Origin of the sequence: Cupriavidus basilensis, assembly GCF_029335485.1 — a bacterium.
Classification (GTDB): domain Bacteria; phylum Pseudomonadota; class Gammaproteobacteria; order Burkholderiales; family Burkholderiaceae; genus Cupriavidus; species Cupriavidus basilensis_E.
Window position 1 is genome coordinate 1 of sequence record NZ_JARJLM010000339.1, and the last position, 13,614, is coordinate 13,614.

Consider the following 13,614-nt stretch of genomic DNA (forward strand, 5'->3'; position numbering starts at 1 on the left):
CTGCGCCATCTCGGCACCCGTCCCGGTGCCGCCAGCCGGCACTTCCCCGCCGAGGCCCAGCAGCAATTGCAGCAGGCGGTCCGCGCCGGCGAGCAGCAGCATCGCGGCGAAGTCCGGGTGGTGATCGAATCCAGCCTGCCGGTGGCAATGGCTTTAGCGGGCGTCAGCCCGCGCGCCCGGGCGCGTGCCCTGTTCGGGACGCTGGAGGTGTGGAATACCGAAGGCCATACCGGGGTGCTGCTCTATATCAACCTGGCCGACCATGCGGTGGAACTGCTGGCCGATCGCGGCATCGACGCCCGCGTGGGCCCGGAAACCTGGCGCGCGATCTGCGGCGAACTCGCGGCCGGGCTGGCACGCGAGCTGTCGGTCAAGCCCGTACTGGCCGCGGTGGACAAGATCCACCGTCAACTGGCCGCGCACTTCCCGGCGGGCGACGGGCCCAACCCCAACGAACTCGACGACCGGCCGGTCATCCTGTAGCCGCCTGCATATCACGCGGGCTGGGCCACGGCCTTGCCGCCGCGCGCCCCCAACAGGTACCACAGCGCGGCCAGCACCTGCAGCGCCACCAGCCCGGTCCATACCGCCAGGTGCGCCGCCTTCGGATACCGGCCCGCATCGGCCGGCCAGAGATCCAGCACCATGCCGATGCCGATCTGGCAGGCGAAGGTGGAAAGGAAGACCGTCAGCGTCAGCGCCGTGGTGGCGCGCCCGATCAGGGCATCGGGAAAGCTGCGCGCCAGCACCGCATAAGCCAGGATGCCGCTCGAACCGAACACCCCGTACGCCGCCCAGAGCAGGACTGGCGGCAGCGGCACGCCGGCCATGATCAGGCACTGGATGCCGATGAAACCGCACATGCCGGCACCGGCAAAGGCGTACAGGCTCACGCCGGCACGCTCGAGATGGCGCGCCGCCCAGCCGGCGCATACGCAGCCACCCATCATGGCAAAGCCGATCACCGACACCAGCCGCGCGCTCTGCTCCGGCGTGTGCCCGCCCACATCGCGCAGGAAGGCCCCAACCCACAAGGTCTGCACCGACAGGAAGATGCCCTGGTTGAGCAACGTGAGCGGCACCACCCGCAGGAAGCGCGCATTGCGGAATACCTGCACCGTGCCGCGCAACTGCTCGCGCAGGCTTTGCTTGCCGGCGCGCCCGGCTTCCGGCGCACCGAACCACAGCAGGCCCGCCATCGCCAGCGTCACCGCGGCGAGGCCGTAGCTGACCGAGCGCCAGTCCGTCCAGGACAGCAGCCAACCCAGCGGCGCGCCCACCGCCACGGCACCCAGCCCGCCGATGGCCATCACCACACCGTTGAGCAAGGGCATGCGCGAGAGCGGAAACCAGATCGAGAGCGCCTGGATGGCCGCGCCCAGGCAGACCGAAACACCCACGCCGATCAGCAGGCGGCCCGCCGCCAGCGCCGCCATATTGGCCGCCGAGGCAAACACCAGCGCGCCGGCCACCGCCGCCAGCAGCAGCACGGCCTCGGTACGGCGTGGACCGAAGCGGTCGAGCAACAGCCCGGCCGGCAATTGCGCACAGGCAAAGCCAAGGAAATAAAAACTGGTCAGCACGCCCAGATCGGCAGCGCCCAGGCCCATCTCGCGGATCAGGTGCGGCGCGAAGCCGAGATTGACGCCCCGGAAAATATAGGAAACCAGGAAGCCGAGCGAGAAAATGCAGAGCACGCGCCAGCGCGCGGCGGCATGCGAAGGCTCGCCGGCCCGTGGCGCGGGCAAGGACGGCGTTGCTGGGGAGGAAGGCGTATTGGCTGAAGTCATGTTCGCATTGTCGCCAGTCCCGGTGCGCGACACCAACGAAAGATACCTGCCGCAATTGTGAGTAGAATTTGACGGCAATGACCCTCCGACACCCTAAGCGCTCCGGCGCCGGCCTTCACGCCGAACCGGCTGAACCGACTGAGCCGGCCGGGCCGGCAGAACCAGCCCACCCGCATCGCCTCCCGCGCCTGCCCGCGCTGCAGGCGCTGCGCGCCCTTGAAGCCGCCGCCCGCCACCGCAGCTTCTCGCGTGCCGCGGAGGAACTCGCCCTGACCCACAGCGCCATCAGCCACCATATCCGCGCACTGGAAGACAAGCTCGGCAGCAAGCTGTTCCAGCGCGCCGGCCACCTGATGGTGCCCACCAATGTGGGCGCGCGGCTGGCGGAGCGGATACGCGACGGGCTCGGCGAACTGGAGGATGGCCTGCGCGAGGCCAGCAATGGCGGCGCCCCGCAAGTGGTACGGCTGGAAGTCAGCGTCATGGCCGACCTCGCCAATGCCTGGCTGATCCGCCGCCTGCCGAGCCTGCACGAAGCCCTGCCCGGGCTCGACCTGCACCTGCGCCTGCACACCGAGATCTCCCCGCCCGATCCCTATTCGGTGGACGTGGGCATCTGGCACCAGCGTGTCGACCTGCCCGGCTTTGCCTGCCATAACCTGATCGAGGACCACGTGATCGCGGTGGCCAGCCCGGCGTTGCTGGCACGCTACCCCGGTTTCACGCTGGACGACCTGCCGCGCATGCCGATGCTGCGCTTCGCCCTGCGGCCCTGGCGGGACTGGCTGGAAAGCGCCGGCCTGCCCGGCGCCGAACCCGAGCGCGGGCCGATCTTCCAGGATGCGGGCATGATGCTGCAGTCGGCAGTGGCAGGGCTTGGCGTGGCCACCGCGCGCCTGCAGCTGGCCCGCGACTACATTGCCAGCGGCGAGCTGGTGCAGATCGGCACCACGCGCATTCCGTCCAGCCTGCACTACTGGGTCACCTGGCGCGAAAACAGTCCCCGCGAGAAGGCGATCCAGCAGTTCCACGGCTGGTTGCAAGGCCAGGTGGCGATCTCGGAGACCGGCACCTGACCCTGCGGTGCGCTGACGGGCGCCTGCGGTCCGCTAGCGGCCCGCCGCGCGCAGCGCCTCGATGCGCTCGTGCGTCAGCGGATGGGTCGAGAAGAAACTCCCGCTCTCGTCTTCGTCCTCCGCGGCACGGCGGCCGCGCCGCTCCCGCTTGGTCTCCCGCTCGCCCGGCGCGGCCGAGGCGCCGGCTTCCTGCCCTGGGGGAGCCTTGGCGGCCGGGTCATCCGGCTGCTGGTGAGCAGCCTCCAGCGCTTCCAGCACATCGGCGAAGGCCGACACCGGCAAATGGTTGCGCTGCATGACCTCCACCGCATAGGCATCCGCCGCGCGCTCGTGGTCGCGCGAATAGCGCAGCGTCAGGATGGCGGCCGGCACCCCTGCCAGCACACTGGAATAATCGCCGAAGAAATAAGCGGCCAGCGCGCCCACCGCCGAGGCCTGCAGTATCTGCTGCAAGCCATGGCGCTGGGCCACATGCCCCGCCTCGTGGGCCAGCACACCCATCAGGCCGGGGCCGGACCCGGCCAGCTTCACCAGCTCGTCGGTGACCACGATGGTGCCGCCCGGCAACGCCAGCGCGTTGGCCCCGAGGCGGCCGCCCTGGCGGAACAGGATGAGGTAGCGGTGACCCGGATCGGGCGGGCGCGCCAGTGCCGCGAAGTCGGCGCGAATGCGCTCCTGCTGCGCCCGCGGCAGCGCCGAGGGCTGGAGCAGGCCATTGTCGAGACTGCTCAAGGTGGCGTCGCCAAGCCGTGCCTCCAGCGCCGGCGGCACGCTGCGCGCCACCATGCCGGCGCCCCACGGCAGCACCACGAAGTACCCCAGCACCAGCACCGCGACCAGGCCCAGCACCGACAGCGCCGCCAGGCGCCAGCTGTTCTGCGCCCGCACCACCCAGCCCTCGCGGTGGCCGCCGGCGGCCAGCAGCCCGGCAAAGCCGGCGTGATCGCTCACCTCGCAGAAGGCGCCGTCGGCAAAGGTCACCAGGCGCGGCGCGCGCTTGACCCGCTCGGAGACGCGCAGCGACGCCAGCGGCGCGCGGCGCAGCACCCCGCCGTTGGCTTCGCGCAGCACCGCGTCGCGGCCTTCGATGGACAGCTTGACGGCGTGGGCACGCGACGAGCGGCCGTCGAAATAAGTGGCGGCGACCGCGGCGGGATGGGCTGGGACGGCTTCGGGAAGATCCTGCATCAGGGCCTCGATATGGAAGTGACCGGCACGCTCAGAGTGCGATATCGATGTCGTACCAGTCCACCGCGGCATCGCCGAGCGCACCGACCTGTTGCGTTTCGCCAGCCACGAAGGCATCCAGCGGCGCCGCAACCAGCATGGTCATGGATTCGATGCGGTAACGCATCGAGCGCACCCGCGCGAACGGCAGGAACAGTCCCAGCGTCAGCACATTGGCGATCATATTGGTCACGAAGATGAAAAGCAGGCGGCTCGCCTTGACCTCGCTGCGAAAGGCGTGCGGTGCCAGCGTGGTGTGGTTCCACACCAGGTTCTGCAGCCTTGCCATGAAGAAGGGGCCGACCGCCAGCAGCGCGATATAGAAGCCGATCACGGCGGCAACGGCAGAGACTGCGGACGGCGAGGCGACACCCGCGCTCATCTGTGCCCCCAGCAGGCTGCCGGCCAGCGCCGTCAATGCCACCACCGCCACCATCATGCCGAAGGCGCGCAGGTAGACGCCGTAGAAGCCGCCCGCAGTCGCACTGATGCCGAACGGCGCGGTGCCGAAACGGGTGTTGTCATGCTGGTACTGCTTGAAGCGCTGGTGCGCCAGCGGCGCCAGCGCATACAGCGTGAGCACCGTCAGCACCGGCCACAGCAGGAACACCTTGTAGGCCTGGGCATCGCCGCCCGTGAAGGCGAAGCGCAAGCCACGGTAGCTCGAGTTGGCCATGCGGAAACGCAGCGAGCGCACCAGCAATAGCGGAAACACTGCCGCGAGGGCCAGCCCCAGGGCGAGCGCCAGCAACAGCGAGACATGGCTGCTGAGCTGGAACAGCATGGCCATGCCGAAGACAATGGCGCGCCCCTTGAGGATGGCCGTAGCCCGGCCGTGGTAGTCGAAGCTGGCACCGTCCAAGCGGGTGTTGCGATAGAAGTACTGCATCGTGCGCACCTTGGCCCACGCAGAGTAAATGCCCAGCGTGACGATAGTCAGCAGCGCATTGACGATCCAGATGCGGAAATACTCCGAACCCGAACCGATGAACTCGAAACGCATCGGACGCGGCGACGCGGCAGCGGCCGGCACCGCAGGCGTTGCGAGCGGTGGCGCCAGGAAGGTGTTGTTATCTTCTTGTTGCATTGTGTTTATCCCCTGAAGACTGCAATTTGGCGGCGTTCCCGCTCGACCGATGATCAGTGCAATGCGCGACGATATCGCTTTCGCTCCACTTCCGCGAGCAATGTATCAAAAATGCAAGCAAATCGATCGTAGGCGGCGGCATTTTAAGAAAGTTCTGGCCCCATCCAACAAGCCGAGCCTCCTCCAGCCCAATGTGAACCAGCCAACATCCGCCCCTTCAGGACTTGTGGACCAAGAAGCTGGAACAATCGGGCAAAACGCTCGCAAGACGTGGGCTACCCGAGGAAGGCTGGGAAGCCGCCCCGCTTCGGACCCGCTTCATGCATGCTGCGTGATCGTGGCGGAGCAACGCGCCGCACGGGGAGAACGCGGCAAGGGCCGGGCCGGGCGGAACAATACCGATTGGGTAGAATCCATGCAGACCAACGCGCCCCCGCGCAGGCGGCGCAGACCGCATGGAGACATCCGATGAAGCTTCGCATCCTCAGTGACCTGCACCTCGAGCACCACATGCCGGCATCGTTGCCGGCATGCGCCGCCGATCTGGTGGTGCTGGCCGGCGATATCGCCAACGGCCGCGCCGGCGTGGACTGGGCTGCGCGCAACTTTCCCGGGCCGGTGGTCTACGTGCCCGGCAACCATGAGTACTACGAAAGCTCCTTCGAGCAGGTCGATGCGCTGATGACGGAAGCAGCACGGGCTGCGCCTAACGTGCACGTCCTGAACGGAGCCGTCGCGCATTTTGACAATCCGGCCGGCGAACCGGTACGCGTGATCGGCACCACCTGGTGGACGGACTATGCTCTCTTCGGCGCCGACCGGCGCGAGGCATCGATGCTCGCCTGCGCCGGTGTCATGATCGACCATCGCCTGATCGAGATCGCGGACGGAGACGGCCGCAAGCGCCGGTTCACCACAGCCGACGCGCTGGCGCGGCACCAGGCGGCCAGTGACTGGCTGGCGGCGCAGCTCGCCACGCCCTTCGCCGGCAAGACGGTGGTGGTGACCCACCACGCCCCCGATCTTGGCAGCCTGGACCCGCGCTTCTCCCACGACCTGGTCTCGAGCGGCTTTATCTCGCGCCGACCCGATCTGGTCGCGCAGGCCGACCTTTGGATCCATGGCCACACCCACACCGGCTTCGACTATCGGCTCGACAACGCGCGCGTGGTTTGCAACCCGCGAGGATATGTGCATCGCAAGAGCGGCGAACTGGAAAACCCCGCCTTCGACTGGCGCTACACGGTAGAACTCTGAGCCAGGCCCTGCCAGGCACGGATACGGATAGGAAAACAAAAACCCCCGCCGGCTCGCGCCAGCGGGGGTTTTTGCTACTACGGGTGATGCGGGTGATGCGGGTATGGCAGGCCGCCTGACCGGCGGCCCGGCAGATTTACATCATGCCGTCCATACCGCCCATGCCGCCCATGCCGCCCGGCATTGCCGGAGCCGATTCGTCCTTCGGCAGTTCTGCCACGGCGCAATCCGTGGTCAGCATCAGCGAAGCGACCGATGCAGCGTTCTGCAGCGCGGTGCGGGTCACCTTGGTCGGGTCCAGCACGCCCATTTCCACCAGGTCACCGTACTCGCCGCTGGCGGCGTTGTAGCCGAAGTTGCCCTTGCCGTCGATGACCTTGGCCACCACGACCGAAGCTTCTTCACCAGCGTTCAGCACGATCTGGCGCAGCGGCTCTTCCATGGCGCGCAGCACGATCTTGATGCCCGCGTTCTGGTCGGCGTTGTCGCCGGTCAGGCCAGCGATGGCAGCGCGAGCGCGCAGCAGGGCCACACCGCCGCCGGGGACGATACCTTCTTCCACGGCTGCACGGGTTGCGTGGAGTGCATCTTCCACACGTGCCTTCTTTTCCTTCATTTCGACTTCGGTGGCAGCGCCAACCTTGATCACTGCAACGCCGCCGGCCAGCTTGGCCACGCGTTCCTGCAGCTTTTCACGGTCGTAGTCCGAGGTCGCTTCTTCGATCTGGGCACGGATTTGCTTCACGCGTGCTTCGATCGAGGCTGCGTCGCCGGCGCCGTCGATGATGATGGTGTTTTCCTTGCCGATTTCGATGCGCTTGGCTTGACCCAGTTCCTGCAGGGTTGCCTTTTCCAGCGTCAGGCCGATTTCTTCGGCGATCACTGCACCGCCGGTCAGGATGGCGATGTCTTCCAGCATGGCCTTGCGGCGGTCGCCGAAGCCCGGAGCCTTGACGGCGGCGGTCTTCAGGATGCCACGGATGTTGTTCACCACCAGGGTCGCCAGGGCTTCGCCTTCGACGTCTTCAGCGATGATCAGCAGCGGGCGGCCCGACTTGGCCACTTGTTCCAGCACCGGCAGCAGATCGCGGATGTTCGAGATCTTCTTGTCGAACAGCAGGACGAACGGGTTCTCCAGGGCAACAACCTGCTTTTCCTGGTTGTTGATGAAGTACGGCGACAGGTAGCCGCGGTCGAACTGCATGCCTTCCACGACTTCCAGCTCGTCGGCCAGCGACTTGCCGTCTTCCACGGTGATCACGCCTTCCTTGCCGACCTTGTCCATCGCTTCGGCGATCAGCTTGCCGATCACTTCGTCGCTGTTGGCGGAGATCGAGCCGACCTGGGCGATTTCCTTGCTGGTGGTGGTGGTCTTGGTCAGCTTCTTCAGCTCTTCGACCGCATTCACCACAGCCTTGTCGATGCCACGCTTCAGGTCCATCGGGTTCATGCCGGCGGCAACGTACTTCATGCCTTCGCGCACGATCGACTGGGCCAGCACGGTTGCGGTGGTGGTACCGTCACCGGCGTTGTCGCTGGTCTTGGAAGCCACTTCCTTGACCATTTGCGCGCCCATGTTCTGCAGCTTGTCCTTCAGCTCGATTTCCTTGGCCACGGACACACCGTCCTTGGTCACGGTCGGGCCGCCGAAGCTGCGCTCCAGCACGACGTTGCGACCCTTCGGGCCCAGGGTAACCTTCACTGCGTTGGCGAGAATGTTCACGCCTTCGACCATCTTGGCGCGGGCGGCGTCGCCGAATACTACGTCTTTAGCTGCCATGTTCTGAATCTCCTAAATCTGTACGAGTCGGGGTGCGTGGATTACTTGTTCACCACGGCCATGATGTCTTCTTCGCGCATGACCAGCAGTTCCTGGCCATCCACCTTCACGGCCTGGCCGGCATACTTGCCGAACAGCACGCGGTCACCCACCTTGACGTCGAGCGCGATCGAAGCACCCTTGTCATCCTTCTTGCCGGGGCCCACGGCCAGCACTTCACCTTGATCAGGCTTTTCGGCAGCGTTGTCGGGAATCACGATGCCGGAAGCGGTCTTGGTTTCATTGTCCAGACGCTTCACGATCACGCGGTCGTGCAAAGGACGCAGATTCATACGGACTCCTTGGTACAAAAAAGTGATTTTAGGTTCACAAAATTGGCCGCCAGCACTGACGGCCAGCAGAATTAGTACGCTAGGCGAGGTCTGTTAGCACTCATGCCCAACGAGTGCTAATTATAGGGACGGGGGTTTACGTTTTCAAGTCGGCAACTTGATACGTGTTTACCCTCTAACATCGATATTCGTTGCCAGCACCGGGCCCGACGGTGGCTTCGGAGCACCCCGGATGTCGAAATAACGGGGCGGCGCGAGAAGGAAAATGCCGGTGCAGGCAGGGAAAGAGACCCCTTCCCGCTGCGGCCCTATCACGAGGGCAGCACCGGCCTGCCGGCACCTGCAGCCGGGCACCAGCGGCGCAACGGCGGCGTGCTCCCCTTGGCACTTGGGTGTCTTCCGCGCGAAACAATACGCGGATAAAGTCAGCCTCGCACCGGGATCGGGCTGATAAGTCTGGAATGCCAATGCCCACGCCGCCCTGCAAGGGGTAGGCGTGACGGGATCCCGAGGGGCCGCTTGCAGACCCTGCCTATCCCATGCGCATCTGAGAATGCCAGGGTTGGGATCTGCTGCCGGCGCTGGATCGCGGGGATAGGAGCCATCATGCTGATGGCTCTTTTTGTTTGGCCTGGCGCTGTCAGGTATCCGGTATCCCGCGCCCCGATGTCACGCCGGGAACGCGCCATCCCCCAGCACCCAGAAATCTGGCATATCCCGGCCGGGGCTTTGCAGCACCAGCATGTGGCCGCACTTCCTGCACTGGTAGGCGTGCGCGGTTGCGCCTTCACGCGGGGACAGGTCCGGCGCTTTTTCAAGATCCGGGTGGGGCGGCAGGTGTCCTGGCCTGCCGGCTTGGCCTTTGCATCGATCGCACGGCAACATTTGCGCACCTCATCATGATTGCTGGACGCAGCCATGATTCTTTGAATGATCAGGATGGATGGCTGCCTGATGGGCCTCGACGGGAATTCACCAGGACCCTGGATACAGCAGCAATATCCACTCGGGCCCGCGGGCGCATGGCCATGATCCTGCGCACCATGGCGAGCTTGCCCGTCGTCCCTGGCAAGCCAAGCTTTCCGAGTCTCACATCGACTGCTGCGTCGCACAATTAATTATATGCGCCATACCGCATCTTGAGCCAGGAAGGCTAAAATCCGGAAATCATGCAGCGCGGCATGAACGCCCTCCCGCCCCGCACTCCCGAACCTCGGAGAGACTCAGGCGAGCACGCCGGCTCAGCCGGATAGCGGGGCGGACTTGCCTGCCACGATGCCGGTTCCCTGGCGCGCGGTCGTGATCTCATAGGACGGCGGCAACGGCGCCCCGCCCGGGGCCGCTTCCCGCGGGGATTCGGCAACGGGTACCGTAACGATGGCGAATACCGATAACGGGCACCAGAAAAGCGACCTGAAGAGGCTCATACAGCGATTGACGATGCCGCCGGCAAGATTCGGTGGAAACACTCGGCAGCGGACGGCTGTGCGTCGCGGAAGACACCTTCCGGTGCGTGTGCCTCGCCGTGCTCAAGCCATCCGCGTCAAGATGAAGATTGCGTAGCCATCTTAACGACCGCCCGAGGCCAATGGTTGAGACTGTCATCAACTATTCACGAAGCGCGCGAGCGGGATGCTGCCGCGAATCGCGTGCAGGGCTTATACAATCGCGCTCGCCCAACATGCTCTCGCCCTCCTGCTCATGCCCATGTCCAAAAACCTCGTATTCGCCACCCTGGTGTTGACCGGCTGCTTCGCCGGCGGTGCCTCGGCCGACATCCTTGGCGCCGGTTCGACCGCCGCAGCGCCGGTCTATCGCGTATGGGCCGCAGCCTACAAGAACGCCACCGGCGCAGCCATCAAGTACGATGCAGTGGGCTCGGGCGAAGGCATCAGGCGCATTCGCGAGGGACAGGTCGATTTCGGCGCATCGGATGTGCCCATGCCCGAGCCAGAAGCGAAAAAGGCGGGCCTGGTCTTTGTCCCGTCCGTGGTGACGGCGGCGGTGCCGGTAGTCAACCTCCCCGCGCTCCCGCCGGGGAGGCTGAAACTGACCGGCGAGCTGCTGGCAGGCATTTTCCAGGGGAAACTGGAATACTGGGATGCGCCCGAGATCCGCGCGCTGAATCCGGGCGTCACGCTTCCGAAGCTGCCGATCAGGCCGGTGGTGCGCGCCGACGGCTCCGGCACGACCTATCACTTCAGCGACTACCTGAGCGCAGTCAGCGGCGAATGGAAGACCGCCTTTGGTGCGCGGTCCACCCTGCCCTGGCCTGCGGGCTTCACCGCCGTGCGGGGCAGCGCGGAAGTGGTCAAGGCGGTACAGAACGTGGCCGGCGCAATCGGCTATGTGGATTACAACTATGTACTGGAAGGCAACCTGAACGCCGTCCAGCTGCGCAATGCCGCGGGGCGATTCGTATCGGCGCAGGTCGGCGGATTCCGCGAGGCGGTCCTCCACAGCGACTGGAACCGGAAGGGCGACTTCACCGCCAGCCTGATCAACCAGCCCGGCGCTGACACCTGGCCTATCACCATGGGCACTTTCATCGCGATCCCGGTGGTGAGCAAGACCGGCACGCGCACGCTTGAGGCATTGAAATTCATCACCTGGGGCTACCTCCACGGCGACGATCTCGCCCGCGACGCAAAGTTTGTCCCGCTCCCGGAGCGGGTCCAGGCCAACGCCTATCGCGAACTGGCGCGCATCACCGATGTCCATGGCGCGGCCATCGGCTTGCAGAGCATCGGCGCACAGGCTCCCCGGCAATAGCAGTCCGGGCGCCCGGCGAAAGGACCGGCAGCAGCGGGGCCCGCCCGGCCGCCCCATGCGGCAAGGGTCGGTCCGGCACCGGCGCTATTGCTATTGCGCGGGACTGGCTTCGCGCGCTTTGCGCTTCGACGGGCGTCCGGTCTTCACGGTTTCGACTCCACCCACGGCCGCCAGCAGCTTCTTTTCGGGCAGGGCTTCCAGCAGCTTGAGGCCGGCCCTGAGCAACTCGCTCTTCTTCACATGCGCTCCGCCGTCCAGGCACCGGCGCTTGAGTTCCGCCAGCTTTCGATAATCCCATTCGGGCATGGTGAAGCTGTCGCGCACCACTTTCTTCTTGCCACCCCCTTGGCCGCCGTTGTCCGCGCCGTTCTCCCGCGGCGCCTTCCCCGGCTTCGCGGCGGCGCCTTTCGTTGCCCCGCTCGAGGCTTTCGACTTCACAGCGGGACCGCCGGCCTTGTCAGCCGCTTCAGGCTTCCGGGCCCTCTCGGCCTTCGCGGCTTTCGCCGGCTTCGTCGTCTTCACCACCGTGGTCGCCGGCGCGCCAGCTTCGCCGTTTGCCGCGACCGGGGCGGCAGTGCGTGCCTTCCGATTTGAACCCGTTGCCATATATCCTCCGCGGAGCATTGTTTTCAGGCAAATACAGTATATATCGTTTATTCCGCGCAACTGGCAGCACGCCAGCGAGGCCGGGAGGCGGTCAACGAGGCGATGGCCGCAGCGGCAGGCGGCGCGCCTTTCGCTGCCGCACGGCGCGCACTACCATGCAAGAGAGCAGCCGCCTGGCACGCAAAGGGAAAGCCGAAGGGCGGGCCGGCAGATACCGGTGTCCATGCTGGGGCAAATGCCGGTAGATCCTCCATCCCGCGCGCGACACCAGCCCGAGCCCTCCCGTTCACGGTCACGAAGGAGCGTCCCATGACCACCCCCGATACCGCAGCCCTGCCCAGCGCCATTGACGAGTTGCGCAATGCTGTTGCGCACGTCCTGGTCGATTGCACCCTCGCCGCCACCTATTGCCCGCTCAAGACCGCGCATGGGCGCACCTCCTTCGTCGACCTGATGAATGGTGTCGCACTGGAGTACCGGAGGGAGGGCATGGAGCAGGAAGCCTTGCTTGCCGAAGCCGTCGTCGCCGACTTCCTTGCCGACGCGCCAACACGTCGCGACGCGGTTTTCCCGCCGGCCCGGGCGTGAACCCGGCCCGTCATCCGCATGCCACGCCAGGCCAGCGCGAGCAGGCCCACCGGCGCCGGTATCATCCGGAACGGATCTGAAACGCCCCGAGGCAGCGCCTAGGCCGGATCGGTGCGGAACCAGCCGGTCAGCGCCCAGCGGGTCCGTCGGCAAGGCAGCACTTCATGCGGGATCAGGTCGCTGCGAAACACTGCCAGCCGCGCGCATTGCGGCAGCACCTGGCGCAATGCGCTAGCCTGGCCATCCGGCGGATACAGCACAAGTTCGCCGCCATCGTGCTGCTCCCACTCCGGGTTCAGATATAGCACCAGCGAGATTTTGCGGTGCTCGGTCGCCCGGTGCTGGTCCAGGTGCTTCTTGTAGGCGGTGCCCACCGGATAGTGCGAGAAGTGAAACTCCTCGCGCTTCAGGCCAAGATAATACCGGGCATTCAAGGCCTGCCGGAACCCGGCCGCCCAGGCCTGGAAGTCCTGCGTGGCCCCGGCGACAGGCGCATCGTCCAGCCACAGGATCGAATCGCCGCGGATGTCCGGATCGCGGGCGGCTTCCTGGCCCCGGCCTATCCGGGCCTGATGAAACAAGCCGCCCTCCCAGGCAGCACGGCTGTCGCGATATAGCCGCGCCACCAGGGCGGGGTCGACAAGTTCGTCGGAGACAGCCCAGCCCTGCTCTTCCAGGGCGGCAAACAAGGTTTCCAAAGCAGACATTGATACCTGATTTCAATACGGGACAACAAACAACAGGACAAGAGGCAAAGAGCGTGGCGATCGCGCGAAGCGAATGCCGGGCAATGGCATGGCATGACATGGCATCCACATGGCGCAGGGAGCGCGCGCCGGGGGCCAGGAATGTGCGCCTGTCGAGACGCGGCGTCCCAGCGCATGGCCGTGCCCGCAAGATAGCGCAAGAGCCCGGCGTGCAGCCAGCGACCGGCTACATTCCGCCGCCGTCGAGATACGCCAGCGCCAGGCTCACGGCGCGGCGGGCCTTGAGCACGTAGATCACCTGCCGGTCCCGGATGCTGAGCGACAGCACATCCGCCTGCATCAGCTCCTTGAAATAATGGCTGGCACGCGGCAGGCTCAGTCCGGCAATGGCG

Annotated in this window: 13 protein-coding genes; 6 read left to right on the plus strand and 7 right to left on the minus strand. The window is 65.9% G+C overall.

What is annotated here, in order from left to right; all coding sequences use genetic code 11:
* Positions 1 to 483, plus strand: a 483-nt coding sequence (locus P3W85_RS19920) for a TPM domain-containing protein (RefSeq protein WP_276266073.1), incomplete at its 5' end; no start/stop codon positions are given.
* Between the two features lie 11 nt (positions 484 to 494).
* Here the strand turns inward: P3W85_RS19920 and P3W85_RS19925 are convergent.
* Entirely contained in the window at positions 495 to 1,790 is a 1,296-nt protein-coding gene (locus P3W85_RS19925; RefSeq protein WP_276266074.1) for an MFS transporter, read from the minus strand.
* 77 nt (positions 1,791 to 1,867) lie between these two features.
* On the opposite strand from P3W85_RS19925, the gene P3W85_RS19930 reads away from it, so the two are divergent.
* On the plus strand, positions 1,868 to 2,866 hold the full coding sequence (locus P3W85_RS19930) for a LysR substrate-binding domain-containing protein (RefSeq protein ID WP_017225025.1): 999 nt from the start codon (positions 1,868 to 1,870) through the stop codon (positions 2,864 to 2,866).
* Between the two features lie 33 nt (positions 2,867 to 2,899).
* Here the strand turns inward: P3W85_RS19930 and P3W85_RS19935 are convergent, their stop codons facing one another.
* Positions 2,900 to 4,054: a M48 family metallopeptidase gene (locus P3W85_RS19935; RefSeq protein ID WP_276266075.1), complete on the minus strand. Its 1,155-nt coding sequence runs from the start codon at positions 4,052 to 4,054 to the stop codon at positions 2,900 to 2,902.
* A gap of 31 nt (positions 4,055 to 4,085) precedes the next feature.
* Entirely contained in the window at positions 4,086 to 5,096 is a 1,011-nt protein-coding gene (locus P3W85_RS19940) for a YjgN family protein (RefSeq protein ID WP_430869581.1), read from the minus strand.
* A gap of 552 nt (positions 5,097 to 5,648) precedes the next feature.
* On the opposite strand from P3W85_RS19940, the gene P3W85_RS19945 reads away from it, so the two are divergent.
* On the plus strand, positions 5,649 to 6,437 hold the full coding sequence (locus P3W85_RS19945; RefSeq protein ID WP_017225481.1) for a metallophosphoesterase: 789 nt from the start codon (positions 5,649 to 5,651) through the stop codon (positions 6,435 to 6,437).
* Positions 6,438 to 6,573: 136 nt separating this feature from the next.
* On the opposite strand, the gene groL is transcribed toward P3W85_RS19945, so the two are convergent.
* Together groL and groES are read right to left on the minus strand one after the other, a co-directional pair.
* Positions 6,574 to 8,217: a chaperonin GroEL gene (groL, locus tag P3W85_RS19950; RefSeq protein ID WP_017225480.1), complete on the minus strand. Its 1,644-nt coding sequence runs from the start codon at positions 8,215 to 8,217 to the stop codon at positions 6,574 to 6,576.
* 41 nt (positions 8,218 to 8,258) lie between these two features.
* A complete protein-coding gene (groES, locus tag P3W85_RS19955) occupies positions 8,259 to 8,549 on the minus strand; it encodes a co-chaperone GroES (protein WP_017225479.1) in 291 nt (96 codons plus the stop codon).
* A gap of 606 nt (positions 8,550 to 9,155) precedes the next feature.
* Here groES and P3W85_RS19960 point away from each other — a divergent pair.
* Both P3W85_RS19960 and pstS read left to right on the plus strand, forming a co-directional pair.
* Positions 9,156 to 9,452, plus strand: coding sequence for a hypothetical protein (locus tag P3W85_RS19960; RefSeq protein ID WP_276266077.1), 297 nt, complete (start codon positions 9,156 to 9,158; stop codon positions 9,450 to 9,452).
* Between the two features lie 804 nt (positions 9,453 to 10,256).
* The gene (pstS, locus tag P3W85_RS19965) at positions 10,257 to 11,321 is read left to right on the plus strand and encodes a phosphate ABC transporter substrate-binding protein PstS (protein ID WP_276266078.1); all 1,065 of its coding nucleotides are present in this window, start codon (positions 10,257 to 10,259) and stop codon (positions 11,319 to 11,321) included.
* A 90-nt stretch (positions 11,322 to 11,411) separates the two neighbouring features.
* On the opposite strand, the gene P3W85_RS19970 is transcribed toward pstS, so the two are convergent.
* Positions 11,412 to 11,927 carry a hypothetical protein gene (locus tag P3W85_RS19970; protein ID WP_017225477.1) on the minus strand — a complete coding sequence of 172 codons (516 nt, stop codon included), beginning with the start codon at positions 11,925 to 11,927 and terminating at the stop codon, positions 11,412 to 11,414.
* A 309-nt stretch (positions 11,928 to 12,236) separates the two neighbouring features.
* On the opposite strand from P3W85_RS19970, the gene P3W85_RS19975 reads away from it, so the two are divergent.
* The gene (locus P3W85_RS19975; RefSeq protein WP_276266079.1) at positions 12,237 to 12,515 is read left to right on the plus strand and encodes a hypothetical protein; all 279 of its coding nucleotides are present in this window, start codon (positions 12,237 to 12,239) and stop codon (positions 12,513 to 12,515) included.
* Between the two features lie 98 nt (positions 12,516 to 12,613).
* Here the strand turns inward: P3W85_RS19975 and P3W85_RS19980 are convergent, their stop codons facing one another.
* Positions 12,614 to 13,222, minus strand: coding sequence for a 2OG-Fe(II) oxygenase (locus P3W85_RS19980; RefSeq protein ID WP_035808467.1), 609 nt, complete (start codon positions 13,220 to 13,222; stop codon positions 12,614 to 12,616).
* Between the last annotated feature and the right edge of the window lie 392 nt (positions 13,223 to 13,614).